The 25,547-nt window shown below is 74.4% G+C and carries 19 protein-coding genes; 12 read left to right on the forward strand and 7 right to left on the reverse strand.

Annotated elements, in window-relative coordinates; genetic code table 11:
* Positions 1 to 84: 84 nt before the first annotated feature.
* From ABT154_RS28975 to ABT154_RS28990, 4 genes are read left to right on the forward strand one after another with little or no spacing between them, the layout of a single operon-like run.
* The gene (locus ABT154_RS28975) at positions 85 to 1,629 is read left to right on the forward strand and encodes a hypothetical protein (protein WP_351860599.1); all 1,545 of its coding nucleotides are present in this window, start codon (positions 85 to 87) and stop codon (positions 1,627 to 1,629) included.
* Entirely contained in the window at positions 1,626 to 2,276 is a 651-nt protein-coding gene (locus tag ABT154_RS28980) for a hypothetical protein (RefSeq protein ID WP_351860600.1), read from the forward strand. The genes ABT154_RS28975 and ABT154_RS28980 overlap by 4 nt, the downstream gene beginning before the upstream one ends.
* Entirely contained in the window at positions 2,273 to 3,190 is a 918-nt protein-coding gene (locus tag ABT154_RS28985) for a hypothetical protein (RefSeq protein WP_351860602.1), read from the forward strand. The genes ABT154_RS28980 and ABT154_RS28985 overlap by 4 nt, the downstream gene beginning before the upstream one ends.
* 41 nt (positions 3,191 to 3,231) lie before the next feature.
* Positions 3,232 to 7,923: a hypothetical protein gene (locus tag ABT154_RS28990; RefSeq protein ID WP_351860604.1), complete on the forward strand. Its 4,692-nt coding sequence runs from the start codon at positions 3,232 to 3,234 to the stop codon at positions 7,921 to 7,923.
* Positions 7,924 to 8,018: 95 nt separating this feature from the next.
* Here ABT154_RS28990 and ABT154_RS28995 read toward each other — a convergent pair whose 3' ends face one another.
* Positions 8,019 to 8,387, reverse strand: coding sequence for a hypothetical protein (locus ABT154_RS28995; protein ID WP_351860605.1), 369 nt, complete (start codon positions 8,385 to 8,387; stop codon positions 8,019 to 8,021).
* Positions 8,388 to 8,824: 437 nt separating this feature from the next.
* Between ABT154_RS28995 and ABT154_RS29000 the strand changes: the two genes are divergently transcribed.
* Genes ABT154_RS29000 through ABT154_RS29015 form a run of 4 tightly spaced genes read left to right on the forward strand, consistent with a single transcriptional unit; the run spans position 8,825 to position 13,166 of the window.
* Complete coding sequence (locus ABT154_RS29000; protein ID WP_351860607.1) at positions 8,825 to 11,698, forward strand: nitrate- and nitrite sensing domain-containing protein; 2,874 nt, start codon at positions 8,825 to 8,827, stop codon at positions 11,696 to 11,698.
* Complete coding sequence (locus ABT154_RS29005; RefSeq protein ID WP_351860609.1) at positions 11,695 to 12,144, forward strand: roadblock/LC7 domain-containing protein; 450 nt, start codon at positions 11,695 to 11,697, stop codon at positions 12,142 to 12,144. The genes ABT154_RS29000 and ABT154_RS29005 overlap by 4 nt, the downstream gene beginning before the upstream one ends.
* A gap of 10 nt (positions 12,145 to 12,154) precedes the next feature.
* The gene (locus tag ABT154_RS29010) at positions 12,155 to 12,580 is read left to right on the forward strand and encodes a DUF742 domain-containing protein (RefSeq protein ID WP_317877830.1); all 426 of its coding nucleotides are present in this window, start codon (positions 12,155 to 12,157) and stop codon (positions 12,578 to 12,580) included.
* Entirely contained in the window at positions 12,561 to 13,166 is a 606-nt protein-coding gene (locus ABT154_RS29015; RefSeq protein ID WP_351860611.1) for a GTP-binding protein, read from the forward strand. Before ABT154_RS29010 ends, ABT154_RS29015 begins: the two co-directional genes overlap by 20 nt.
* A gap of 67 nt (positions 13,167 to 13,233) precedes the next feature.
* On the opposite strand, the gene ABT154_RS29020 is transcribed toward ABT154_RS29015, so the two are convergent.
* The 3 genes from ABT154_RS29020 to ABT154_RS29030 form a co-directional block, all read right to left on the reverse strand.
* Positions 13,234 to 14,391, reverse strand: coding sequence for a lipid-transfer protein (locus ABT154_RS29020; RefSeq protein ID WP_351860649.1), 1,158 nt, complete (start codon positions 14,389 to 14,391; stop codon positions 13,234 to 13,236).
* A gap of 26 nt (positions 14,392 to 14,417) precedes the next feature.
* Entirely contained in the window at positions 14,418 to 14,909 is a 492-nt protein-coding gene (locus ABT154_RS29025; RefSeq protein WP_351860613.1) for a Zn-ribbon domain-containing OB-fold protein, read from the reverse strand.
* Positions 14,910 to 14,989: 80 nt separating this feature from the next.
* Positions 14,990 to 15,811 carry a M15 family metallopeptidase gene (locus ABT154_RS29030; protein WP_351860615.1) on the reverse strand — a complete coding sequence of 274 codons (822 nt, stop codon included), beginning with the start codon at positions 15,809 to 15,811 and terminating at the stop codon, positions 14,990 to 14,992.
* Between ABT154_RS29030 and ABT154_RS29035 the strand changes: the two genes are divergently transcribed.
* On the forward strand, positions 15,810 to 16,388 hold the full coding sequence (locus ABT154_RS29035) for an NUDIX domain-containing protein (protein ID WP_351860616.1): 579 nt from the start codon (positions 15,810 to 15,812) through the stop codon (positions 16,386 to 16,388). The genes ABT154_RS29030 and ABT154_RS29035 overlap by 2 nt on opposite strands.
* 54 nt (positions 16,389 to 16,442) lie before the next feature.
* Here the strand turns inward: ABT154_RS29035 and ABT154_RS29040 are convergent, their stop codons facing one another.
* Entirely contained in the window at positions 16,443 to 18,800 is a 2,358-nt protein-coding gene (locus ABT154_RS29040; RefSeq protein ID WP_351860618.1) for a glycoside hydrolase family 31 protein, read from the reverse strand.
* A 215-nt stretch (positions 18,801 to 19,015) separates the two neighbouring features.
* On the opposite strand from ABT154_RS29040, the gene ABT154_RS29045 reads away from it, so the two are divergent.
* Positions 19,016 to 20,986, forward strand: a complete 1,971-nt coding sequence (locus ABT154_RS29045; RefSeq protein WP_351860620.1) for an acetoacetate--CoA ligase — start codon at positions 19,016 to 19,018, stop codon at positions 20,984 to 20,986.
* A 126-nt stretch (positions 20,987 to 21,112) separates the two neighbouring features.
* Positions 21,113 to 21,829, forward strand: a complete 717-nt coding sequence (locus tag ABT154_RS29050; RefSeq protein ID WP_351860622.1) for an esterase/lipase family protein — start codon at positions 21,113 to 21,115, stop codon at positions 21,827 to 21,829.
* A gap of 49 nt (positions 21,830 to 21,878) precedes the next feature.
* Here the strand turns inward: ABT154_RS29050 and ABT154_RS29055 are convergent, their stop codons facing one another.
* Both ABT154_RS29055 and ABT154_RS29060 read right to left on the reverse strand, forming a co-directional pair.
* Positions 21,879 to 22,982 carry a CU044_5270 family protein gene (locus ABT154_RS29055; RefSeq protein WP_351860624.1) on the reverse strand — a complete coding sequence of 368 codons (1,104 nt, stop codon included), beginning with the start codon at positions 22,980 to 22,982 and terminating at the stop codon, positions 21,879 to 21,881.
* Positions 22,979 to 23,767 carry an RNA polymerase sigma factor gene (locus ABT154_RS29060; protein ID WP_351860626.1) on the reverse strand — a complete coding sequence of 263 codons (789 nt, stop codon included), beginning with the start codon at positions 23,765 to 23,767 and terminating at the stop codon, positions 22,979 to 22,981. Before ABT154_RS29060 ends, ABT154_RS29055 begins: the two co-directional genes overlap by 4 nt.
* A gap of 148 nt (positions 23,768 to 23,915) precedes the next feature.
* Between ABT154_RS29060 and ABT154_RS29065 the strand changes: the two genes are divergently transcribed.
* On the forward strand, positions 23,916 to 25,517 hold the full coding sequence (locus ABT154_RS29065; RefSeq protein ID WP_351860628.1) for a serine protease: 1,602 nt from the start codon (positions 23,916 to 23,918) through the stop codon (positions 25,515 to 25,517).
* Positions 25,518 to 25,547 lie beyond the last annotated feature (30 nt).

Consider the following 25,547-nt stretch of genomic DNA (forward strand, 5'->3'; position numbering starts at 1 on the left):
GGACGCCTCCGGACCCCCTCCGCGAGCCCGGTCGCATCTGCGCCGTTTCGACCGTTGTCAGTTCGAGGACCTAATCTGTGCACCGTGACTTCGCCTGCCTCGACGGACCTCGCTCCGCCCCAGCTCAGCGCGGGGCCGCGGCCCGCGCAGGGTCCGGCCGCCGACGAAGGGCTCGCGCGGCGCCTCCGCGCGCTCGCGTGCACCGCCCCGCTCCATGACCTCGACGCCCGCAAGGCGAACCTGGCCGGCGAGTACACGGTCTACGCGATGGCCGAGGTGGCCCTCTCCGCGATCGACCTCATCACGCTGAACATGGACTTCGACACCGGCGCCGACCACGAGCAGATCGTGGCCCGCCTGCTGCCCCGCGTCGCCGCCCAGGCCCCCACCCGCCCCGCCGCCGAGCACGAGCGCGTGGCCCGCTGGGTCCTGGAGAACCTGATCAACGTCGGCAGCGTCGACCGCGGCTTCCGCGCCGTCTACGGAACCTTCGGGGCCGACGGCGTGTACGTCCGCAGGGACTACGACTTCAAGCTCATCGAGGAGGTCCCGGGGTACGGCGGCGGTGTGTACCTCCGGACGACCGACGAAGCGGTCAACGTCCTCGTCGGCGCCCTCGACACCGACGTCACCAGCGCCCAGATCGCCGCCGAGGTGAAGCTGGAGGTCCTCATCAACCGGGGCCGCCTCGCCGACGCCCAGCTCGCCGCCGAGCAGGCGCGCTACCGGACCGTGCAGTACGCCGAGACTCTCCGCAAGACCCTGGAGGCCACCCGGCGCAATGTGCGCGCGGTGGACTGGCTGAACGCGGTTCCCGACATGATCGCGGAGGCGCTCGACCACGTCGCCGACCGCTACCGCCACGAGAACGCCATCCTCACCAACATCCGCCGGGCCCGCGACGAGGCCGAGGCCGCGTCCGACGCCAAGACGGCCGAGCACAAGCGGCGCGCCGCCGAGCTCGTCGACATAGTGAAGGACTGCATCCGGCGCCACACCCAGCTCCAGTCCCGCCTGCTGGACGCCGGCCCGCTGTTCCGCGCCGAGCAGGACCGGCAGGCGTTCGCAGCCCCCACCGCGTACACCGGACTCGACCTGTACGGGCAGCTCGTCGCGCCGACCCTGCCGCTCCCCGTGGAGCAGGCAGCCCGGGTCACCGACGCCTTCTTCGCCAAGGGCACCGGACTGCGCACCCCCGCCTCCGTACGCCTCGGCGACCTCGTCGACCTGCTCCTCACCCCGCCCGTGGAGCGCGAGCACCTCGGCGCGGAGATGCCCGAGCCCGACCTCATCGCCACCCCCGACGACTCCCGTTTCAGCGAGGAGCAGCTCGCGAGCGCCCTGCGCCTGCTCGACCTGGAGCACGACGCCCCGCGCCGCCTCTCCGGACTCCTCGCGGAGGCCCGCGGCCTCGACGCCGACCTGCCGTACCTCGTCGCCCTGCTCGCCGTCCACGCGGCGAGCCCGCCGGTCGGCACGGCCTACCGGCAGGGCGAGGAGCGCCTGCTGTTCGCCGTCGACGACGGGACCCCGCTCGACGACCCCGAGTTCGGCGGCGCGGACCTCATCGTCGGCACGGCCCTGCTCGACGCGGCGGGCATGGCCGCCGACCGCACGGAGGCCTCGTGACCCTCGTCCCGACGACCGTGCCGGCGGACCCGACGGAAACCGGCCCCCACGCGACCACGTCGGCCCCGGAGCCCCGCACCACGAGCAGGCGCCCCGAGCAGCCGTCCCGGCCGGAGCCGCAGCGGGCGACCGTCCCCACGCGCGCGCGTGTACGGGTGCCGGAGAACCAGCCCGAGGCGCTGGCGGCCCCTGAGGCCGAGCCGCTGCCGGTGCTCACACCCGTACCCACGCAGGTCCCCCCGCCCGCACCCGCCCCCGGCCCCCGTCTCCACCCCGTCCTCGTCGACCCGCCCGCCCCCGCGTCGGCGGCCGGCGGCGACGAACGGCCCCGGCCGGCCGTGCCCGGTGGCCCGCCCCGGTTCGGTGTCGTGGCCGTGCCGGAGCCCGCCCGCGCGGTGCCTGCCAGGCGGAGAGCCCTCCCGTCCGTGCGCGCCGTGCGCCTCACGGACGGACCGGCCGCGCCCGTCGAGCGCCCCGCGCCGACGACCGTCACCCCGGTCCCGCTGCCCGTGCCCCGCCCCGTAGCGACACCGACGCGGCCAGCACCCCCGGCGCCCGGATCACCCCTGACCCCGACGCCGCCCGCGCCCGCGTCACCCACGACCCCGTCACCGACCGAGAGCCGTACCGAGGAGCCCCAGCCGTGAGCGAAACCCACGCCGAGTACGCCGACGCGTGGAGCGAGCCGGAGCCCCCGCAGCCCCCGGCCGCCTCACCGAGCGCCGCCGCCACCGCGCCCGCCGTGACCCCCGCCGACGCGTCCGACGCGGCCCGGCTCGTCTCCTTCGGGCTCCAGCCCAAGCTGCTCCCGGCCCGTGACGCCGAGTACGGCGAACTGCTCCGCCGCTACCGCGAGAACCCCGCCTTCGCGCGCCTGGCCGACGCCGTCGCCACCGGCCTGGGCCTCGTCGTGCTGGAGGTCTCCCCGCGCGCGGGGATGGCCGTGACCGCGGGCGAGGACTCCGTCTTCGCCGTCCGGATGGGCGACTACGCCCGCCGTGCGTCCACGGACTCCGCCGACCGGTTCCTGCACGGCCTGGCCCACCTCGCCGTCGCGGCCATGGCGTTCCCCCGCCCCGAGGACCTCGCGGACGACGCGTACATCGGCCGCCTCACCGTCAACGGCGTCGACGCGTTCGTACGCCAGGCCTGTCTGCGGCTCGAACAGCGCGCCGAGGAGCAGGGCGAGAACACCGACCCCGCCTCCGACGCCCCCGGCCTGGAGGCCGCCTGGCGGATCTACGCCCGCCGCAGCGCGACCGGCGCCACCAAGGACGCCCGCCGTCTCGCCGGATCGACCACCGGCATCGTCGGCAAGGCCGCCGCCTTCCTCACCGACTCCGGCTTCCTCCAGCGCACCGGCGACGAGGGCGGCGGTTCCTACCGCACCACCGCCCGCTACCAGCTCCAGGTCCGTGACATGGCCGGCTCCGCCGCCATGGCCGAACTCCTCGAACTCGGCGTCGTCCCCGTCAGCGACGGCTCCGCGACCCTCCTCCCGCCGCCCGAGGGCGACGACCTGGAACTCGCGGCCGACGCCGGCCTGCCCTTCCACCCGTAACACCCGCGCACCACCCGAACGAGACGACGAGAGTCCGCCGCATGTACGAGCTGTCCCGGGTCCGCCTCTACTCCATCGGCCCCGCCGGTGCGCGTTACGCCGACACCGTCCTGGACCTGCGCGGGGTCGGCGCGCCCGTGCCCCACCCCGCCCCCACCCAGGCGGAGTTCTTCGAGGAGGAACCGGTAGGACCGCCGCGCCGCCCCGCCCCCGCGGGCGTGCTCTTCCTGGAGAACGGCGGCGGCAAGTCCGTCCTCCTCAAGCTGATCTTCTCGGTCATGCTCCCCGGCCACCGCAACACCCTGGGCGGCGCCAGTTCCGGCGTCCTGCGCAAGTTCCTCCTCGCCGACGACTGCGGACACGTCGCCCTGGAGTGGCAGCACACCCTCACCGGAGAGCTCGTCGTCGTCGGCAAGGCCAGCGAGTGGCGCGGACGGCAGGTCTCCTCCGACCCGAGGAAGTTCGCCGAGGGCTGGTACTCCTTCCGGCCCGGCCCCGGACTGAGCCTGGACAACCTCCCCGTCGCCGAGGCGACCTCCGTCCGCCCGCCCGTCGAGGGCGCCTCCGGCGCGACCGGCCGCCGCCGCACGATGAAGGGCTTCCGCGACGCGATCACGGAGGCCGGCAAGGCGTACCCGCACCTGGAGGTCTACTGGGAGGAGATCCACGACCGCTGGAACGAGCACCTCGGTGAGCTGGGTCTCGACCCCGAACTCTTCCGCTACCAGCGCGAGATGAATGCCGACGAGGGCGAGGCCGCCGGCCTCTTCGCGGTCAAGAAGGACTCCGACTTCACCGACCTGCTGCTGCGCGCGGTCACCGACACCCGGGACACCGACGGCCTCGCGGACCTCGTCGGCGGTTTCGGCAACAAGCTGGGCCGCCGCGCCGAGCTGAACGCAGAGCGCGCGTTCACCGCCGGTTCCGTCGACCTCCTCAACCGGATCGTCGAGGCCGCCGAAACCCGCTCCCACGCGCGCGAGATCCATACGGCGGCCGAGCGCCGCACCCGCACCCTGGCCCGCCGGCTCTCCGCCCGCGCCGCCGTGGAGCGGGCGCGCGGGGCCGAACTCGCCCAGCAGGTCACCTCCGCCGCCCATGCCGTCGCCGAGGCCGAGACCGGGCGCGGGCGCGGCGCCCTCATCGCCGCCGAACTCGCCTACCGGCACGCCTCCCTCGCGCTGGCCGTCGCGGAGAAGGGCGCGGCCTCCCAGCGCCGCGAACTCACCGACGCCCGCACGATGCACTCCGCGTGGCAGGCCGCCGAGGTCGTCCTCCGGCACCGCGCCGCGGGCGACCGCTCCGCGCGCGTGGCCGCCGCCATCCGCGAGGCCGAGCGGGACGCCGCACCGGCCCTCGCCGCCCGCGCCGAGGCAGCCGCCGATCTCGTACGGGCCCTGGCCGCCGCCGCCGAGGAGGGCGAGCGGCACGCGACGGAGGAGGAGGAACGCTCCACCGCACTCCAGGAGGCCGGCGAGACCGCCCACCGGGACGCCACGGCCGCCGCGACCGAGGCCCAGCGGGCCCGCAGCGAGGCCGGGCACCTGCGCCAGCGGCTCGCCGAGGTCGAGCAGGAGACCGCCGAGGCGGTACGGGCGGGCTGGCTCGACGACACCGCCCCCGACGCCGACCCGGCCCGCGCCGCGCTCGCCGCGAGCGACGCCGAGAAGACCACGGTCGCCGCCTGGGACACCGCCCGCGACATCGCGCGCGTGGCGGCGGACCGGGCGCGCGAGGCCGCGGGCGCCGAGTCCCGCGCCGAACTCGCCGCCGCCCGCGCCGCGGACGCGGCCGAGGCCGCCGGCAACGCCTACGACGCCGAGCGCAGGGCCGCCGAGTTCCTCGCCGGCGAGGAACGCCTCGCCGAACTCCTGAGCCTCCCGGCCACCGGCTCGCCCCTGCCCGGGCAGCGCGCGGCCGTCACCTCCGGCACCGGAGCCGACACCGAGGACGCGCCCGAGGAGGGCACCGGCTCCGCGGCTCAGGGCCCGCTCACCGTCACCGAGTTCGACCGGTACGCCGACGACCTGCGCGGCATGCTCGACCAGGCCGTCACCTCCGCCGAGCGCCAGCTCTTCGAACTGCGCACCGCCGCCGCCGACGACTCCCGCATCCTCGGCGCGCTCGGCGACGGCGGCCTGCTGCCGCCGGGTCCCGACGTCCTCGCCACCGTCGAGTACCTCGGCGAGCACGGCATCCCGGCCCTCCCCGGCTGGCGCTACCTCGCGCAGGCCGTGGACCCGGCCGACCACGCCCGCGTCCTCGCCGCGCGCCCGGAGCTCGTCGACGGCGTCGTGATCACCGACCCCGTCTCGTACGGACGCGCCCGCGAGGTCCTCGGCGGCGCCGCCCTGCTGCCCCGCTCCGCCGTTGCCGTCGGCACCGCCGCCGCGCTGCTCGCCCCCGTACCCGCGCAGGACCCGACGGACGACACGGGTGTCTTCCTCGTCCCGCCGAACCCGGCCATGCACGACGAGCACGCCGCCGACGAGGAACGCCACGCGCTGCGCGCGCGTGCCACCGCCCGCGACGAGGAGATCCGCACCCTCGCCGCCCGGCTCGCCGGAGACCGCTCCCTCGCCTCCCGCGTCGGCGCCTGGCGCGCCGACTGCCCGCCGGGCATGCTCGCCGAGCTCGCCGCCGTCGCCGCGACCGCCCGCGAGACCGCGGAGGCCGCCGCCGCGACCCTGGACGAGGCCCGTTCGGCACGTACGGAGGCCGACGAGGCCGCCGCCGAGGCCGCTCAGGTACGGGACGAGCGCCAGGACGCCGCCCAGCGCGCCCGCCGGGTCGCCGACGCCCTCGCGGGCCTGGCGTTCCGGCTGCGCGAACGGTCCGCCTGGCAGGCCAAACTCCGTGAACTCGCCGACGACGCCGCCGAGGCCGAGGCCCGCGCCCAGACCTGTCTGGAACGCGCGCGTGCCGCCGACGAGGACCGCCGCGCGACCCAGCGCTCCGCCGACGACGCCCACCGCACCGCCCGCGCCCTGCGGGCCGAGCGCGCCGAGATCGCGGGCGCCCCGGACACCCTCCCCGAGGGGGACGACGCCGCGCCGCGCACCGCGCTCCCCACCCTGCGCGAGGCCTACCGGGCCGCGTCCCAGCTGTACGAGAAGGTCGGCGTCGGCGCCGACCTGCGCGCCGAGCAGGCCCGCGCCGAGAGCGACGAGTCCGCCGCCGTGGCCGAGCTGGACCGGCTCACCAACAAGGTCCGCACCCGTGCCGAACAGCTCCTTGAGTCCACCGACGGCGCCGACGGCCCGTCCCGGCAGGCGGCGGCGGCCCGCGCCGAGGCCCTGGTCCAGATGCTGGAGACCCGCGCGTCGGAGGCGAGCGAGAAGCTCGGCCGGCTGCGCGGCGAGGCCGAACGGCTCGCACCCGAGGACGGCGAGGCGCACACCGAGCTGCCCGACGACCAGGTGCCCGCCGACGCCGAGCGCGCGCAGGCCCTGCTGCGTACGGCCACCACCGAACTCGCCTCCCGCACCGACGCCCTCGAAGCGGCCCGGGCCGCCCACGCCGGACTTCTGCGGGACCACCGGGCCGCCGAGGACGCCGTCGGCGGCTTCGACGAGACGGCGGCCCTCCTGCGCGACCTGCTCCGCGACCACACCGACGAGGAGCGGGAGGAGGCCGAGGCCTACCCCGGGACCCTGGAGGAGGCCCGTACGACGGCCTCCGAGGCCCGCCGCACGCTGCGCGGCTGCACGGCTGAGCTGTCCTCCGCCGACGCCGCCGTGCGCGAGGCGAGCGACATCCTCGTACGGCACGCCAACTCCACCCGTTACGAGCAGGTACGCACCCCGGCCCGCCAGCAGATCCGCGAACTCCCGGCGTCCGCGCTGCCCGAGCACGCCGCCAAGTGGGCCGAGGCCTTCGCGCCCCGGCTGCGGGTCCTCACCGACGAGCTGGAGCAGCTGGAGCGCAACCGGGACTCGATCGTGGACCGGCTGCGGGGCCTCGTGGAGTCCTCGCTCGCCACGCTCCGCTCCGCGCAGCGGCTCTCCCGGCTCCCCGAGGGCCTCGGGGAGTGGTCCGGCCAGGAGTTCCTGCGGATCCGCTTCGAGGAGCCGGATCAGGCCACCCTCGCGGAGCGGCTCGGCGAGGTCGTCGACGAGGCCACCCGGGCCGCCGTCAAGAAGAACTCCGACCTGCGCCGCGACGGCATGTCCCTGCTGCTGCGCGGGGTGCAGGCGGCGCTCGAACCCAAGGGCGTCTCCGTGGAGATCCTCAAGCCGGACGCGGTGCTGCGCGCCGAGCGGGTTCCCGTCGGGCAGATGGGCGACGTGTTCTCCGGCGGCCAGCTGCTCACCGCGGCCATCGCGCTGTACTGCACGATGGCGGCGCTCCGCTCCAACGACCGGGGCCGCGACAAGCACCGGCACGCGGGCACGTTGTTCCTCGACAACCCGATCGGCCGCGCCAACGCCACGTACCTCCTGGAGCTCCAGCGGGCCGTGTCGGACGCGCTGGGTGTCCAGCTGCTCTACACGACGGGCCTGTTCGACACGACGGCGCTCGCCGAGTTCCCGCTCGTCATCCGGCTCCGGAACGACGCGGACCTGCGGGCCGGCCTGAAGTACATCAGCGTGGAGGAGCACCTGCGTCCGGGCCTGCCGCAGTCCGGCGGGGAGGGCGAGACGATCCACGGGGAGATCACGGCGACGCGGATGTTCCGCCGCCACACCTCCGACGAACCGGCACAGACGCCGGCGCCCGCGGAATCCCACTAGCGAGACGGCGAGCGGCCCGGCCCCCAGAAAAGGTGCCGGGCCGCTCGCCGTTCCTCGCGGTTACTGCTCCTGGTACCGCCGGTTCCGAGTACGCCTCAGGCGGCCTCGGACAGCGGCGCCCTCTCCGTCCGGTCCGCTCCGCGCTTGGCGCGCAGCGGCGGACGTGCGGTGCTGCTCGGCTCGGACACGACGCCGTTGCGCTGGCGCCACACCTGACGGGTGATCCACACGTCGAGGACGCTCCAGGTGGCCACGACGGTCGAGGCCACCGCCGTGACGGTGATCGGGAACGCCAGCCATGAGCCGGCGACGCTGCTGAAGAAGGCCACCACGGCCTGGATCAGCGTCACCGACGTGATCATCACCGCGCGCACCGCGGCATTGCGCACGGGGTCGGGCATCCGCTGTCTGCCCCGCTCGTCCTCCACCCACAACTGCCGGGTGGACCGCGCCTCGTGTTCCATTGTCCTGTCACTCCCCACCACTGAACGACTCCAGGGGTGGCTGCCCGTCTTGAGCGCGTTTACGCGGACAGAGCCCTCCCCGTACTTATTGACGCACGCCGGAGGGAAAAGGTTTCGCCCGGCCCCCGGATGAACGGGGACGCAGGCGACCGGAGCGAACAGTTCCAGCCATCTCCCCCAGGCGGGAGAAATGGCACACCACCAGGTGTCCTGCGCCACAGTGGCCGATCCCAACTCCCCGAATACCGGGACATCTCATGATCAAGACTCACTCGACAGGCTGAAAATAGCCCGGACATGCCTTCGAGATGGCCTCGATGCAGTAGTAGGCTCACGCCGCCGTTTGTTGAAACTCAAGGTTGACGCCGCGTGTTGACGCCGGACGTCACGAACGTGAAGGACCTCCGTGGCGCACGGGGGCCGAGCTGGGGGAGGCCATGCGCTTTCGCGGGAAGTCCATCCGCCGGAAGATCGTGGCGTTGCTGCTCGTACCGCTCGTCTCCCTCACCGGCCTGTGGGGGTTCGCCACGGTCCTGACCGGCCGCGAGGCCAACCAACTCCTCGACGTCCGCTACGTCGTCGAGAAGATCGGCTACCCCCTGGAGGACACCGCCAGGGTCATCCAGCTCGAACGTCGGCAGTCCCTCATCTACCTCGCCGACCCGCGGGGCTCCGAGGCCCTGGACTCCCTGCACCAGACCCGCGAGGCCACCGACCGCCAGATCGCCCGCATTCGCGCCAACGCCGCCGACCCCGGCGTACGCGAGGAGATGCGGCCGGTCACCGCCCAACGGCTGGCCTCCCTCCTCGAAGCGCTCGACGGCCTCGGCTCGCTGCGCCGCTCGGTGGAGAAACGGGACATCGGCCGGATGCAGGCCCTCGACTTCTACAACCGCCTCGTCGACCCCTGCTACAGCTTCCTCATCACCCTCGACGCCCTCGAGAACGTGGAGATGGACAAGCAGGGCCGCGCACTCGTCGGCGTCACGCGCGCGCGTGAGCTGCTTTCCCGGGAGGACGCCCTCGTCCTCTCCGCGCTCGTCGCGGGCCGCGTCACCACCGAGGAGATCCGCGCGATCTCCGACCTGGTCGCCAACCGCACCCAGTTCTACGAGGTCAACCTCGAACTCCTGCCCGCCGCCGAACGCGACCACTTCGAGAAGTACTGGCGCAGCCCCGACACCCGGCCGCTGCGCACCGCCGAGAACGCGATCATCGAAGAGGGCCCCACCGACAGCCCGAACGCCGTCACCGCCGCCTACTGGCAGGACCAGGCGGGACCCGTCCTCGACGACCTCGCCCGTGAGAACACCGCGGCGGGCGACCGCTACCAGGACCGGGTCCAGCCCGCCGCGTACAGCGTCCTCCTCAAGGTCGGCGTCGCCGGCGTCCTCGGCTTCCTCGCCCTGCTCGCCTCGATCGTCATCTCCGTCCGCATCGGCCGTGTGCTCGTCCGCGACCTGCGCCGTCTCCAGAAGGAGGCCCAGGAGGTCTCCGGCGTCCGCCTGCCCAGCGTGATGCGGAGGCTCGCCGCCGGCGAGCAGGTCGACGTCGGCACCGAGGTGCCCCACCTGGTGTACGGGGAGGACGAGGTCGGCCGGGTCGGCCAGGCCCTCAACACCCTCCAGCGCGCCGCCGTCGAGGCCGCGGTCAAGCAGTCCGAGCTGCGCCGCGGCGTCTCCGAGGTGTTCGTCAACCTCGCCCGCCGCAACCAGGTCCTGCTGCACCGCCAGCTCACCCTGCTCGACACCATGGAGCGGCGCACCGAGGACACCGACGAGCTGGCCGACCTCTTCCGGCTCGACCACCTCACCACCCGTATGCGCCGCCACGCCGAGGGGCTCGTCATCCTCTCCGGCGCGGCCCCGTCCCGCCAGTGGCGCAAGCCGGTCCAGCTCATGGACGTGGTCCGGGCGGCCGTCGCCGAGGTCGAGGACTACGAGCGGATCGAGGTGCGCAGGCTCCCGCGCCTGGGCGTCGGCGGCCCCGCCGTCGCGGACCTCACCCACCTCATCGCGGAACTCCTCGAGAACGCCACGGTGTTCTCACCCCCGCACACCGCCGTCCAGGTCCTCGGCGAGCGCGTCGCCAACGGCTTCACCCTGGAGATCCACGACCGCGGCCTCGGCATGAACCCCGACGCCCTGCTGGACGCCAACCTCCGGCTCGCCGAGACCCCCGAGTTCGAGCTCTCGGACACCGACCGCCTCGGCCTCTTCGTCGTCAGCCGGCTCGCCCAGCGCCAGAACGTCCGGGTCTCGCTCCAGACCTCGCCGTACGGGGGGACCACCGCGGTCGTCTTCATCCCGGCCGCGCTGCTCACCGACGCACCCGAGACCCAGGGCGCCGGATTCCGCCTGGACCGCAAGACCCTGGAGCGCACCGGCCCGGCCGGCGACGACGCGGACGACACCGGCGTACTGCCCAGCCGGCGCCCGGCGCTCGCCAGGGTCCCCGACGTCACCCGGGCGCCCGGCCCGCTGGACGGTCCCGTCGAGCTCGAGGGGCCGATCGGCACCGAGGACTTCGACGTGCTCCTCGACCGCTCCGCGGACCTCCTCGACAGCGACAGCGAGCGCGGCGGTCTCTTCCGGCCCCGCAGCCGGCGCCGCGCCGGGCTCGCGCCCGCCGACGAGCAGCGGAGCCAGGCCCGGGACCGGGCGGACGGCCCGGGCGAGGAGGACGACTCCGCGGACGGCGGGGTCCTCGCTCCGGTGCCGCTGCCGCGCCGCCGCACGCCGACGCTCGTGGTGGACCACGGCCGTCGCGTCGACGAGCCGGAACGCGAGCACCACCTCCCCGACCGGGACCACCACGTGCAGGACCGCGACCGCGAACACCACCTCCAGGACCGCGACCAGCCCCTCACCGGCCGGGCGCATCCCGCCCCCGGCCGGCTCACCGACGGGCCCGTGACCGCCAGGAGCACCGGACCCACCCTCGTACCCGTACCGCCGGAGGCCTCGCTCCCGCCGGAGCCCCCGCTGCCGCGGGAGTCCCGGCCGGCTCCGGAGGGTTCCGAACCGCCGGGGAGCCCCGAGGCGTTCGGCGGGCTGCCCCGCCGTGTCCGGCAGGCCAGCCTCGCGCCGCAGCTGCGCGCCTCCGAGGGCCCGGGCGACGGTGGTACGGGAGCCCGCGCCGACGCCCGTACGAGCGGCGCCGCGGACCCCGACTCCTTCGAACGCGACGCCGAGGAGGTACGCGCGCGCATGGCCGCCATGCAGCGCGGCTGGCAGCGCGGCCGGCGGCACAACGCCGCTCCGGACGAACCGACAGCACCAGGAACGACACCCGAGGGGGACGGTCGATGACCGCACCGAACGCCGCAGCACCCAGCACCACGTCCGGCCACGCTCACGGAAACGGCGAGCTGAACTGGCTCCTGGACGAGCTCGTCCAGCGCGTCGGCTCCATCCGGAAGGCCCTGGTGCTCTCCAGCGACGGCCTCCCCACCGGCGCCTCCCGGGATCTGACCCGCGAGGACGGCGAGCACCTGGCCGCCGTGGCCTCCGGCTTCCACAGCCTCGCCAAGGGCGTCGGCCGCCACTTCGAGGCGGGCAAGGTGCGGCAGACGGTCGTCGAGCTGGAGGACGCCTTCCTGTTCGTTACGGCCGCCGGTGACGGCAGCTGCCTGGCCGTGCTCGCGGACGCGGACTCCGATGTCGGCCAGGTCGCCTACGAGATGACGCTGATGGTGAAGCGGGTCGGGGCCCACCTCACGACGGCCCCCCGGTCCGGTCTGCCCTCGGGAGGGTGAGCGGGACGGTATGACTGACGCAGCCGAGCGGAACCAGCTGAACCAGGGCCACACCCCCGGCCACCACCACTGGTTCGACGACGAGGCCGGGCCGGTGGTCCGTCCGTACGCGATGACCCGCGGACGGACGAGCGCCGCCACCCGTCACCGACTCGACCTGATCGCGGTGGTCGTTCCCGAACCCGCCGCGGACGACCCCGGCCGGGACCAGTCGCTCTCCCCGGAACACGTGGAGATCGTCGAACGCTGCTTCGAGCAGCCCCAGTCGATCGCCGAGCTCGCCGCCGGACTCGACCTCCCCGTAGGGGTGGTCCGGGTTCTCGTCGGTGATCTCGTCGAGGACGAACTCGTCCATGTGACCCGCCCCGTTCCGCCGGCCGAGCTGCCGGACGTGAGCATTCTCCGCGAGGTGATCAATGGCCTTCGGGCGCTCTAGCCGCAAGCAGTCGTACGTCGAGCCGACAACCCTGAAGATCCTCGTCGCGGGCGGGTTCGGGGTCGGCAAGACGACACTGGTCGGCGCGGTCAGCGAGATCCGTCCCCTGCGGACCGAGGAGATCCTCAGCGAGGCGGGGCGGCCCGTCGACGACCTGCACGGGGTCGAGGCCAAGAAGACCACCACGGTCGCCATGGACTTCGGCCGGATCACTCTCCGCGAGGATCTCGTCCTGTACCTGTTCGGCACCCCCGGCCAGGACCGTTTCTGGTTCCTGTGGGACGAGCTGGCGCAGGGCGCTCTCGGCGCGGTCGTCCTCGCGGACACCCGCCGCCTGGAGGACAGCTTCGCGGCGATCGACTACTTCGAGCGGCGCGGCATCCCGTTCACGGTGGCCGTCAACTGCTTCGAGGGCTCGCGGCGGTTCCCCGCCGAGAGCGTACGCGGGGCGCTCGACCTGGACCCGGAGGTCGAGCTGCTGATGTGCGACGCGCGCGACCGCGAGTCCGTGAAGAACGTCCTGGTGGCGGTCGTCGAGCACGCCCTCGTCCTCGCGGACAGGAGCCACGCGACGGCCGCGACCTGAGGGACCTGACGGCCGGGGCCTCAGCCCCTACGGGCCGGGCGGTGAGGCCCCCGGCCCGTAGGGACCCTCACCGGACCGCCACCACCGCGGACCCGTGCCCGAACAGGCCCTGGTTCGCCGTGATGCCGACCCGGGCCCCCGGCACCTGCCGGTCGCCCGCCGTGCCCCGCAGCTGCCAGGTCAGCTCGCAGACCTGCGCGATGGCCTGCGCGGGCACCGCCTCCCCGAACGAGGCCAGCCCACCGCTGGTGTTGACGGGCAGCCGTCCGCCGAGGGCAGTGGCCCCGTCCCTGAGCAGCTTGGCGCCCTCGCCCGCCGCGCAGAGGCCGATGTCCTCGTACCACTCCAGCTCCAGGGCCGTGGACAGGTCGTAGACCTCCGCGAGGGACAGGTCCTCGGGCCCGATCCCCGCCTCCTCGTACGCGGCGCGTGCGATGGAGGCGCGGAAGCCGTGCGTGGCGGGGGAGACGGCAACCGCCGAGTCCGTCGCGATGTCGGGGAGGTCGAGCACGGCCCTGGGGTAGGTGGGGGAGACCGTCGACACGGCCCTGACCCTGACGGGGTCGGGGTGTCCGCGGCGGCGTGCGAAGTCCATGCTGGACAGGACGAGCGCGGCGCCCCCGTCCGAGGTGGCGCAGATGTCGAGGAGCCGCAGCGGATCGGCGACGACGGCGGATGCCGCGACCTCCTCGGCGGTCACCCGGGCCCGGTAGCGGGCCCGGGGATTGAGCGCTCCGGCCGCCGCGTTCTTCACCTTCACCTGGGCGAAGTCCTCGGGGGTGTCCCCGTAGAGGGCCATCCTGCGGCGCGCGTACATGGCGAAGTAGGCGGGGTTGGTGGCCCCGAGCACCCGGAACCGCAGCCAGTCGGGGTCGTCGGGGCGCTCGCCGCCGGCCGGCGCGAAGAAGCCCTTGGGCGTCGAGTCCGCACCGACCACCAGGACCACGTCCGCGAGCCCGGCCAGGATCTGGGCCCGCGCGGTCCCGATCGCCTGGGCGCCCGACGCGCAGGCCGCGTACACGCTGGTGACCCGCGCCCCCTGCCACCCGAGGGCCTGGGCGAAGGTCGCCCCGGCGACGTATCCCGGGTAGCCGCACCGCATGGTGTCGGCGCCGACGACCGACCCGACATCGGTCCAGTCGAGCCCCGCGTCGGCCAGCGCGGCCCGGGCGGCGGCCGTCCCGTAGGTGACGAAGCCGCGGCCCCACTTGCCCCAGGGGTGCATGCCCGCTCCGAGCACGGCGATGTCGTTCACGACCGCTCCTCCCGCTCCGCCGCGTCGGTCCGCTCCGGCCGCGCGACCGGCCGCCAGTTCCAGGTGGTCCAGATGTGCCGGTCGTCCTCGTTCAGGACCCCGGGTACCACCTCGACCTCCGCCCCGACCGCGAGGTCGGCCGTCGTGACGCCCGGAGCGGCCTGCCCGAGCACCACCATCGCCTCCGCCGCCAGCTCGACGGCGACGAGGGTGTACGGCTCCCAGGGCGCGTCCGGGTCGGACACGTAGGGGGCGGGCGGGCGGTAGCGCCCGTCGGTGTACGACCAGACCCGGCCGCGCGGGGAGAGCGGGACCTCGGCGAGTTCGCCGCCGCCCGCGCAGACCGGATTGCGGCAGGCGTCGTCCTCGCGTGGGAAGAACACCGACGTGCAGGCCGTGCACCGGGTGCCGAGCAGCCGGAACTCCGCCTCAGGCACGGTGTCGTCGGTGAACCAGCCGGCCACCACCGGTCTGCGTGTCCCTGCCATCGAGGCCTCCCGTGCCACCGCTCACAAAGAACTGACGAACCGTCAGGAGTGTGCCACGGGAGCCCCCGGACGCGGAAGGCTCAGTGACCGGCCACCGACCGCCGGGCCACCGGGAAGTCGAAGAACGTGCCCGGGAACGGCTCCGGCCTGAACGTGAAGTGCCACCACTCCTCCGGCAGGTTCACGAACCCCTGCTCACCGAGCGCCCCCTTCAGGAGCTGCCGGTTGGCCCGCTGCACACCCTGGATGCGCGGGTCGTCGGTGTGCGAGCGCGTGTCGAAGCAGTCGTACCCGGTCCCCATGTCCACGGAGTTGTCCGGGAACCGCTCCGCCTGCGGGGCGTAGCACTCCACCAGCCGCTCACCGGGTACGTACGCGCGCGTGGGCGCGGCCGGCAGCCGTACGACGGTCAGGTCCACCGTCGATCCCCGGCTGTGCCCGGACTTCTCCGCGATGTATCCGTCGGCGAACAGCCTCGACTTGTCGACGAGCGGATAGAACTCCTCCCGCATCCGCTCGTCCGCCAGGTCCTCGGCCCAGCGCACGAAGTGGTCCACGGCCCGCTGCGGCCGGTAGCAGTCGTACACCTTGAGCGTGTACCCCCGGGCGAGCAGCCGGACCTGCGCGCGGTGCAGCGCCTCGGCGGCGGGCCGGGTCAGGATGCACAGCGGCTGCCGGTAGCCGTCCACCGGTTCGCCCACGAAGTTGTGCGCCGTCGTGTAGCGCATCTCCTGGACGATCGTCGGGTCGACCGCGCTCAGGGCCACGAACTCCCTCGGCGCCTTCGGCTCCGGCGCGGCCGACGCCGGGGGAGCGGGGGCGGCGAGGGTGCCCGTGGCGGCGAGCAGTCCGGCCGCGGCGGTGACGGCGAGGGTACGGAGAGCGGAAACGAGTACTGTCATGCGCACCCTCTATCAGTTCCGGCAGCGCCGGGAAAGGGTGATCGCATACGGTCGGCCCGTGAAGGACACCCGCGACACCCGCGATTCCCACTGCTCCTCCTGCGGCGCCGCGTACCCGGCCGACGCGGGCTGGCCCCGCAGCTGCCGGGCCTGCGGCGCGACCGCCTACCGCAACCCGCTGCCCGTCGCCGTCGCCCTGCTCCCCGTCACGGACGGAACGGGCACGGGCCTCGTCGTCATCACCCGCACCATCGAACCCGCGCGGGGCGGAGTGGCCCTGCCGGGCGGCTTCATCGACCACGGCGAGGACTGGCGCGCCGCCGTCGCCCGCGAACTGTGCGAGGAGACCGGCATCCGGGCCTCCGCCGAAGAGGTCCGCCTCGCCGACGCGCTGAGCTCCCCGGCCGGCCACCTCCTCCTCTTCGGCCTCCTCCCGTCCCGCCGGGCGGCCGAACTCCCGCCGTCGACGCCGACGGACGAGACGAGCGGCCACCACCTGCTCCACGCACCGGAGGAACTGGCCTTCCCGCTCCACACGGAGGCGGTACGGAAGTGGTTCGCGGGGGAGTACGGCTGAGGCGCGGACTGGGGCGGGGGTGCGCGAACGACGGCCACGCACGCGCGTGGGCCCTCAGAGCCCCCGCACCCGCACCGGCAGCTCCACCTCCGCCACCCCGTCGTCCGTCACCCGCTCCACGACCACCCGGCCGTCCACCAGCCGTGACTGGTACCGCTCGATCTCGGCCGGCTCCCAGCCGTCCCCCGTGTCCCGTACGACGAGTCCGCCGCCCGTCCGCCCGGCGGCGGGCGCCCACACCTCCAGGGCCGGACCGCCCCCCTCACCCCGCACCGGGAGCACCGCCCCCGCTCGCGCCAGCACCGGCACCCGGGAGAGCGGCGCGTCGAGCAGCACCTGCCCGGGCCCCTCGTACGCCTGCCCCGTCGCCGTGTCGTACCAGCGCCCGCGCGGCAGCCGTACCGCCCGCCGGTCCGCGCCCCGGGTCAGGACCGGCGCCACCAGCAGCGCGTCACCCAGCAGGAACGCGTCCTCGCAGTCCCGCAGCGCCCGGTCCTCGGGCGTCCCCCACCAGACCGGCCGGACGTACGGCGCGCCGGTCATCCGGGCGAGCCGGGCCAGCGTGGTGAAGTACGGCCGCAGCCGCTCACGCTCGGCCAGCGCCACGCGCGCGTGCTGCAGGACCTCCGGCCCGAACTCCCAGGGCTCGCGCCGCCCCGCGTCGATGGCCGCGTGGGTACGGAACAGCGGCAGCCACGCCCCCAGCTGGTACCAGCGCAGGAACAGCTCCGGTGTCGGGCTGCCGTCGAAACCGCCCACGTCGGGACCCGAGTACGGCACCCCGCAGAGCCCGAGCCCCAGCACCAGGGCGAGCGAGGCCCGCAGCCCCGGCCACCCCGTGGACACGTCGCCCGACCAGGTGCCGCCGTACCGCTGCATACCGGCCCAGCCGGACCGCGAGAAGAGGAACGGCCGCTCGTCGGGCCGCAGCCGGCGCAGCCCCTCGTATCCGGCGCGAGCCATCGTGAGGCCGTACACGTTGTGCGCCTGGCGGTGGTCGCCGCCGCGCCCGTCCAGCGCGTGCCGCGCCGAGCGCGGCAGGGTCGAGTCGCCGAACGGCGCGAAGGACACCGGCTCGTTCATGTCGTGCCACACCCCGGCGAAGCCCTGCCGGAGCCGCTCCTCGTAGAGGCCGCCCCACCACTCCCGTACCGCCGGGTCGGTGAAGTCCGGGTAGGCGCACTCGCCCGGCCACACCACCCCGTGGACCTCCCGGCCCCGGGCGTCCCGCACGAACGCGTCCACCGCCCGCCCGCTGTCGTACACCGCGTTTCCCGGTTCGGCCTTCACCGCCGGGTCCACGATCGAGACCAGCCGCACGCCCCGCTCCCGCAGCTCCGCCGCGAGCCCCGGCAGGTCGGGGAACCGCTCCCGGTCGACCGTGAACACCCGGTGCCCGTCGTAGTGGTCGATGTCCAGGTGCACGGCGGACAGCGGGAGGCCCCGTTCCCGGTACCCGGCCACGATCCGCCGCACCTCCCGGGCGCTGCCGAAGCCCCAGCGCGCGTGCTGCGGCCCGAGCGCCCAGTCAGGCGGCAGCGCGGGCGCCCCGGTCAGCGCCGCCCAACCGTGGAGCACGCGCGCGGGGGTGCCGACCACCACCCAGCAGCGAAGCGGCCCGCCGTCCGTCCGAACCTCGCTGGTCCCCGGCCGGTCGTGCCCGGAACCCGCTCCCTCCTCGCCCTCGGCCAGGGTCACCCGGCCGTCCCAGGAGTTGTCGTGGAAGGCCAGGTGCGTACCTGCGTCCGAGACGACGAACTGCACCGGCATCGTGAGGTAGAGCGGGTCGTCCCCGGGGCCGAAATGCCCCTTCGGGTCGGTGTTCCACAGCCGGTACGTGCCGTCCCGCAGCCGCGGCCCCGCGGACCGCCCGCCCAGCCCGAAGAACCGCGCGTCCGCCGGCACCTCGCTGCGCTGCACCCAGCGCGCCCCGCCCGCGCCGTCCTCGGCCACCGGCTCCCACCACCGCGGCGGCAGGTCCCTGCGCAGCATCACCCCGCCCGGCGTCCGGATCTCCACCGCGCCATGACGGGAGACCGCCACCGTCACCCGCTCCGACACGATCCGCCAGCCGCCGTCCGTGTCCGGTTCCAGGGAGGCCCGGGGGTCCGGATCGGGCGCCTCGCCGGCCAAGGCGTACGAGGGAAGCGGCTCGGCCCCGTCCCACCCCCAGAAGACGGTCCCGCCCGCCGACACGGAGACCCGCAAGGAGGAGCGGGCGAACCTGACGGTCCCCCCGCCCGGCGCTGCCTCCGCCCCCGTCGCGAGCCCCGGAACCCTGGCCCGCTCCGGACCCCTCGCCGGCAGGCCCCATGCATCGGTACGGCGCTGCCGCCACGCCACCCGCACCGTGCGCAACCCCCGCACCGAACCGAACACCTTGATCGAACGCACCAGTCCACGACCGTCCATGCAGCTCAGCCTGCCATCCGTCCGGGGCGGAACAGGCTCCGTTCAACTACCGTTCACCCGTGGTGGGAGCACATATTCAACTGCCTGACCATGGGCGGGCAGCCCTGGTGCGAAAGACGATCACATGGCATCGTCCTGTCAGCCGCGTCGCGCGCACACCCCAGCACGTGCGCGGGACACACGCCGACCCCGTGTACAGCCAGGGAGCCGCCCCAATGACATCCGCGCAGACCGAGCCGCTCTGGCAGCCGGACGAGGAACGCATCGCCTCGGCCGCCGTCACCCGCTTCCAGGCCTGGGCCGCCGAGCACCACGGCGCCCCCGCCGAGGGCGGGTACCCGGCGCTCCACCGCTGGTCGGTCGACGAGCTCGAAGCCTTCTGGAACGCGGTCGTCGAGTGGTTCGACGTCCGCTTCTCCACCCCGTACGAGCGGGTGCTCGGCGACCGTTCCATGCCCGGTGCCGAGTGGTTCCCCGGCGCCACCCTCAACTACGCCGAGCACGCCCTGCGCGCCGCCGACGAGCGCCCCCATGACACGGCACTGCTCCATGTGGACGAGACACATGAGACGATGCCGACCACCTGGTCGGAGCTGCGCCGCCAGGTCGGCTCCCTCGCCGCGGAGCTCCGCGCCCTCGGCGTACGGCCGGGCGACCGCGTCAGCGGCTACCTGCCCAACGTCCCGCAGTCCGTCGTGGCCCTTCTCGCCACCGCGGCCGTCGGCGGCGTGTGGACCTCCTGCGCCCCCGACTTCGGCGCCCGCAGCGTCCTCGACCGCTTCCAGCAGGTCGAGCCGGTCGTCCTCTTCACCGTCGACGGCTACCGCTACGGCGGCAAGGAGCACGACCGCCGCGACACCGTCGCCGAACTCCGCGCCGAGCTGCCCACCCTGCGCGCCGTCGTCCACATCCCGCTGCTCGGCACCCCGGCCCCGGAGGGAACCCTCGCCTGGGCCGACCTCGTCGCCGCCGACGTCGAGCCGGTCTACGAGCAGGTCCCGTTCTCGCACCCGCTGTGGGTGCTGTACTCCTCCGGCACGACCGGCCTGCCGAAGGCGATCGTCCAGTCCCAGGGCGGCATCCTCGTCGAGCACGTCAAGCAGCTGGGGCTGCACTGCGACCTCGGCCCCGAGGACGTGTTCTTCTGGTACACCTCCACCGGCTGGATGATGTGGAACTTCCTCGTCTCCGGCCTCCTCACCGGTACGACCGTCGTCCTGTACGACGGGAGCCCCGGCTATCCGGACACCGCCGCCCAGTGGCGCGTCGCCGAGCGCACCCGCGCCACCCTGTACGGCACCTCCGCCGCGTACGTCATGGCCTGCGCCAAGGCGGACGTGCACCCGGGCCGGGACTTCGACCTGTCCTCCGTGAAGTGCGTGGCCACCACCGGCTCCCCGCTGCCCCCCGACGGGTTCCGCTGGCTGCACGACGAGGTCCGCGAGAACCTCTGGATCGCCTCCGTCAGCGGCGGCACCGACGTCTGCTCCTGCTTCGCCGGCGCCGTCCCCACCCTCCCGGTCCACATCGGCGAGCTCCAGGCCGCGGGCCTCGGCACCGACCTCCAGTCCTGGGACCCCTCCGGCAAGCCCGTCATCGGCGAGGTCGGCGAACTCGTCGTCACCAACCCCATGCCGTCCATGCCGATCCACTTCTGGAACGACCCCGACGGCAGCCGCTACCGCGACAGCTACTTCGAGATGTTCCCGGGCGCCTGGCGCCACGGCGACTGGATCACGATCACCGACCACGGCTCGGTCGTCATCCACGGCCGCTCCGACTCCACCCTGAACCGACAGGGCGTGCGGATGGGGAGCGCCGATATCTATGAGGCGGTCGAGCGTCTCCCGGAGATCCGCGAGTCACTCGTGATCGGCCTGGAGGAGCCGGACGGCGGCTACTGGATGCCGCTCTTCGTGCACCTCGTGGAGGGCGCGACCCTCGACGACGAGCTGATCGCCCGCATCAAGCGCACGATCCGCGCGGAACTGTCCCCGCGTCACGTCCCCGACGAGATCATCGAGGTCCCGGGCGTCCCGCACACCCTCACCGGCAAGCGCATCGAAGTCCCGGTCAAGCGCCTGCTCCAGGGCACCCCCCTGGCCAAGGCGGTCAACGCGGGCTCGGTCGACGACCTAGGCCTCATGCACTTCTACGAGACGCTGGCCGCCAGCCGCCGCGGCTAGGCAGTGCCCGGATGACACAGTCCCGTGCACTGCCGTACGGCATCCCTGTGCACGGGACTGTTCAGCCGTACCTCCAGGCCCCACCATGCTCCTGACTATCGTGCGTAACACGTCGTAGGGGGATGTGTGTTGAAGCCCGGTTCCAGGCGCGGCGCCAGGATCGCCGTACCGCTGCTAGCCGCCGTCGCGGCCCTGCTCCTGCCGACCGCGACGGTCAGTGCCCAGGCACCCGCACGCAGCGCCGCCGCCCGCACCCCGGTCGTCTTCGTCCACGGCTACAACGCCGACCCCGGCGTATGGGGCGGCCTGCGCGCGGACTTCAAGGCCGACGGGTACACGGACGCCGAGCTGTTCTCCTTCGGCTACGACACGCACCGGTCCGTGAACGAGGTCCTGTCCGGCGAACTCGCCGCGTACGTCGAGGGAGTGAAGCGGCAGACCGGTGCGAGCCGCGTCGACCTCGTCGCCCACTCCTTCGGCAGCCTCGTCACCCGCTGGTACGTCAAGTTCGACCCCGCCGGACAGGCGTCGGTCGCCCACTGGGTCTCCCTCGCCGGCCCCAACCACGGCACCAGCATCGCCTGGGCCTGCGCCCTGTGGGACCAGGCGTGCCGCGACATGAGCCCCGGCTCCTACGTCCAGAAGAACCTGGCGGCGGGCGACGAGACACCCGGAGCCGTGCGCTACGCGACCTGGTGGTCGAACTGCGACGAGGTCATCAACCCCGACAACAGCGTCCCCCTGACCGGCGCGACCAACAACGCCGCCGGCTGCCTCGACCACAACGCACTCCTGGGCGACGACGCGGTCTCCCTGGGAGTCCGCACCTTCCTCCGCTCCTAGGGCACCGTCGGCCCGCCGGACTCCCGGCGGGCCGACAGAGCGCCCTCGGTCACCCCTTCGGCAGCTCCCCGGGCGCCGCCGCCACAGCCTTGGCGAGCACCGCCGACACACCGAGCACAGTGCCCTTCCGCCCGGCCGCCGTCGTCTCGGTGAGCACGGTGCGCTCCCCGAGGAACGCCGACGTCGTCCGGTCGAAGATCCACTGGGTCTGCTCGCCGTGGGAGGTACGGGCCACCGCGACCCCCTCACGACCTGCCGCGTCGGTCGCGGACGGCAGGACGGTCACACCGGGGATCCGCCCGGCGGCCTCGTACAGCGCGGCGGTGACCTTCGGCGGCGCCCAGGTCTCGGCGAGCAGCGTCCCGATCGCGGTGAACGCCCGCTGATCGGCGTCGCCCTCCGTACCCCGGGTCTGCTCCCGGACGAGACGCAGCAGCGCGTCCGGGTCGGTCGGAAGCGCGGCCACGTACGCGTGGTTCGGGTTGGTGACGGAGGCGGGCGCCGCCCCGGTGGTGGTCTTCCGGGGCGTGGCGCCGCGGTGGTCCAGCTCATACACGGGCAGGCGCGCGCCCAGCTCCGTATCGGCGGCACCGGGCTCGCGCAGCAGACCGGGACGGCTGCCGTCGGCGGAGAGCCACACCTCGCGCCGGTGGGCGGTCGGCAGCACGGCCTGGCCGCCGTCCGCGCCGCGCCCCGCGTGGGCGACCAGGCTCCTGACGTAGACGTACTGCTCGGGCCGCGCGTCCGGAGCCGGAGCGGAGGCCGCAGCCAGCGCCGCGTGGGACAGGATCCGTACGGCCTCGGGCGACGCGGGCCGCCCGGCCGAGATCCGGTCCGGCGACCCGGCAGGCACGTCCCTGGGCGCGAGTACGGCGACACCGGCGACGATCGCGCAGGCCGTCACCGGCGCGGCGATCCAGCCGATCCGGAACCCCGGACGCGAGCGGGCGGTACGGGTCGGGCGGGCGGCGGCGCCGTCGGAGGCGAGGGCGGTCCGCAGCACGGCGTGCCGCAGGGCGACGTTCCGCTCGGGCGTCAGGCCGGGCACCGGCGCCGGGGGCAGCAGCTCGGTGAGGTCGGCGCGCAGGCGGTCGTCCGCGTCGGCGTGCGGGTGGCCCTGGGCGTGGGGCGGGCGGGGGGCGGAGGCGTTCATGCCTGGTTCTCCGGGATCGATCGGGGCACGAGGGCGGTACGGACGGGGGAGTGGACGGCGGGCCTGGCGCCCACGATTTCGACGGAGCCTCCGGCGGGGGTTACGGGGGTGCTACCGGCCGGGCCCGCGGTGGTCCCGACGGCGTCACCCACGGGACCTCCTTCGGAGGCCGTACGGGCATGGGCACGCGCGGCGCCCGGCCCACCGGCCGCCCGCACGGCGGCAGCAGTAGCGCGGTCCTTCCGCCGCAGTGCCCGAAGCTCCGCCTCGGCGAGCTTCCTGAGCCGCTCACGGGCCCGGGACAGCCGGGACCGGACCGTGCCGACCGGGATCCCCAACGCCTCCCCGGCGGCGGCGTAGTCGAGCCCGGCCCACACCACCAGGGTGAAGACCTCACGCTCACGCCGCCGGAGCTTCCCCAGGGCGGCCCGGGCGGCCCGTACCTGCTCCCCGTCCGTCATCCGGGCGAGGACCTCGTCGGCGAAGTCCGGCAGCACACCCCGCTCGGGGATACGGGCGAGCGCCGCGTCGCGCCGTCGCGCCTCCCGCGCGGCGCCGCGCATGATGTTGGTCGCGATGCCGAGCAGCCACGGACGGAGGCTCCCGCCGTCGGCGTGCACCTTCCCGCGACAGCGCCAGGCCTCCAGGAACGCGGAGGACACGACGTCCTCCGCCGCCGCGCGGTCCCCGCACACCCGGTAGGCGTAGTGGTACAGCACGCGTGCGTGCTCGTCGTACGCCTCCCCGAGCGCCGAGGGGTCTCCGGCGCGGAAACGATCTCTCATAGGTGATTCCACATCTGGCACTGGGCGGTGGTTCGCCCGGGTTCCAGTGACCTGGACCACACTCCCGCGGGATGTGTCCCAGGTCACTGGAACGCCCGGCCCGCGATGCGCAGTGCTGGGCATGAACGATTCCTCGACACACAGCACCATGCCCGCCACCTCGCCCCGCTCCACGGGACGCGGAACCACCCGCCGGACCGCCCTGCGCACCCTCGCCCTGGCGACGGTCCTGGCCGGCACCTCGCTCTCGACCTCGCTCCCGCCCGCCTTCGCCGCGGACGGGGCCGAGACCTACACCCTGACCATCCGTCACCTCGACCGCACCGGATCCGCCACCGGCGGCTACCAGACCCACGTCACCGGCATCTCGGGCGCGGGCGCGTCCGAGGAGGCGACTCCGTACGACGCGTCCGGGACGGTCACCGTCCGCCTGCCCAAGGGCCGTTACCTGCTCGACTCCACCCTGAGCGGCGCCGACGCGGGAGCCGGGACCGACTGGATCGTCCAGCCCCGACTGGACCTGAACGGCGACACCACGGTCACGGTCGACGCCCGCACCACCGCCCCGGTGGACGTCCGCCCGCCCGAGTCGGGCGCCCGCTACCTGAACAGCCTCGGGTTCGTCGAGGTCACGCACGAGGGGACGACCCGCTCCGCCAACGTCCTGGTGGCGAGCCCCAGCCTGCGCGTGGCCCACCTCGGCCCCGCCGCCGAGTCCGGCTCGGTCAAGGAGTGGTTCGACACCTACTGGTCGGGCGCGAAGAACGACTACGCCCTCGGCTACACCTTCACCTCCGGGCGCGCCCTGACCGGCCTCGTCCGCCACCCCTCGGCCGCCTCGCTGGCCACCGTCAAGATCCGGGGAGCCGCCCCCCAGGGCGCCGCCGCGACCGGCTTCGTCTCCATCCAGCCCAGCGCCGGCCCCACCGTCGGACTCGTTCAGCCGCTCCAACTGCCCGGCACCGCCACCGTCCTCGTGACGCCCGAGCGAGGCCTGTGGGACATCGGCTTCTCGGGCCCCGCCGCCCCCGAGACCCCGCCCAACCGTTACGCCGCGGACGGCGTCCCGGTGCGCGCCGGCGCCACCACCACCCACACCTTCGACAACGCCGTCTTCGGCCCGGCCATCGACCGCTCGCCCGGCGCCCGGCCGGCCGGCGTCCGCGAAGGCGACACCCTCGCCCTCGACATCCCGCTGCTCGCCGACGGCGACGGCCACGCGCCGACCGCGCCCCGCTTCCACGGAGCCACCACCACGCTCCACCGTGACGGTGTGCTGGTCGGCACCCGGCAGGGCGACCCGGGCCGCGCCTCGTTCACCACCACCCCCGGATCCGCCTCGTACCGGCTGACCGCCTCCGCCACGCGCGGCGACGGCACCTCCTCGCGCGGCCGCGTCACGGCGGCCTGGACCTTCACCTCGGCCGCCGGCGCGCGTCCGGCGGCGCTGCCCCTCAGCGCCGTCCGCTTCGCCCCGGCGCTCGCCCTCGACGGCACCGCTCCGGCGGGAGCGCCGGTCCGTGTGCCCGTCACCGTCGAGGGAGCCGCCGCGGAGAACGGCGTACGGTCCCTCACCGTGTCCCTGTCCACGGACGACGGCTCCACCTGGGCCCGCGTGCCCGTCCTCGACGGCCAGGCCGTCTTCCGCACTCCGGCCCCCGGCCGGTCCGTCTCGCTCCGCGCCGAACTGACCGACGCCCAGGGCAACACCCTCACCCAGACCCTGACCGACGCCTACCGGACCCGCTGAACCACCCGACCGCGCATCCCGCGGTGAAAC

It is taken from the genome of Streptomyces sp. NPDC001728 (genome assembly GCF_040297565.1).
Taxonomy (GTDB): Bacteria; Actinomycetota; Actinomycetes; order Streptomycetales; family Streptomycetaceae; genus Streptomyces.

Coding starts and splice junctions, on each gene's coding strand:
- ABT154_RS29035 (WP_351860616.1), top strand. CDS start 15,810: ATGCGCACCCTCTATCAGTTCCGGCAGCGCCGGGAAAGGGTGATCGCA.
- ABT154_RS29045 (WP_351860620.1), top strand. CDS start 19,016: ATGACATCCGCGCAGACCGAGCCGCTCTGGCAGCCGGACGAGGAACGC.
- ABT154_RS29020 (WP_351860649.1), bottom strand. CDS start 14,391: ATGCACCCCTGGGGCAAGTGGGGCCGCGGCTTCGTCACCTACGGGACG.
- ABT154_RS29065 (WP_351860628.1), top strand. CDS start 23,916: ATGCCCGCCACCTCGCCCCGCTCCACGGGACGCGGAACCACCCGCCGG.
- ABT154_RS29030 (WP_351860615.1), bottom strand. CDS start 15,811: ATGACAGTACTCGTTTCCGCTCTCCGTACCCTCGCCGTCACCGCCGCG.
- ABT154_RS29010 (WP_317877830.1), top strand. CDS start 12,155: ATGACTGACGCAGCCGAGCGGAACCAGCTGAACCAGGGCCACACCCCC.
- ABT154_RS28990 (WP_351860604.1), top strand. CDS start 3,232: ATGTACGAGCTGTCCCGGGTCCGCCTCTACTCCATCGGCCCCGCCGGT.
- ABT154_RS29025 (WP_351860613.1), bottom strand. CDS start 14,909: ATGGCAGGGACACGCAGACCGGTGGTGGCCGGCTGGTTCACCGACGAC.
- ABT154_RS29055 (WP_351860624.1), bottom strand. CDS start 22,982: ATGAACGCCTCCGCCCCCCGCCCGCCCCACGCCCAGGGCCACCCGCAC.
- ABT154_RS29000 (WP_351860607.1), top strand. CDS start 8,825: ATGCGCTTTCGCGGGAAGTCCATCCGCCGGAAGATCGTGGCGTTGCTG.
- ABT154_RS28995 (WP_351860605.1), bottom strand. CDS start 8,387: ATGGAACACGAGGCGCGGTCCACCCGGCAGTTGTGGGTGGAGGACGAG.
- ABT154_RS29015 (WP_351860611.1), top strand. CDS start 12,561: ATGGCCTTCGGGCGCTCTAGCCGCAAGCAGTCGTACGTCGAGCCGACA.
- ABT154_RS29040 (WP_351860618.1), bottom strand. CDS start 18,800: ATGGACGGTCGTGGACTGGTGCGTTCGATCAAGGTGTTCGGTTCGGTG.
- ABT154_RS29060 (WP_351860626.1), bottom strand. CDS start 23,767: ATGAGAGATCGTTTCCGCGCCGGAGACCCCTCGGCGCTCGGGGAGGCG.
- ABT154_RS29005 (WP_351860609.1), top strand. CDS start 11,695: ATGACCGCACCGAACGCCGCAGCACCCAGCACCACGTCCGGCCACGCT.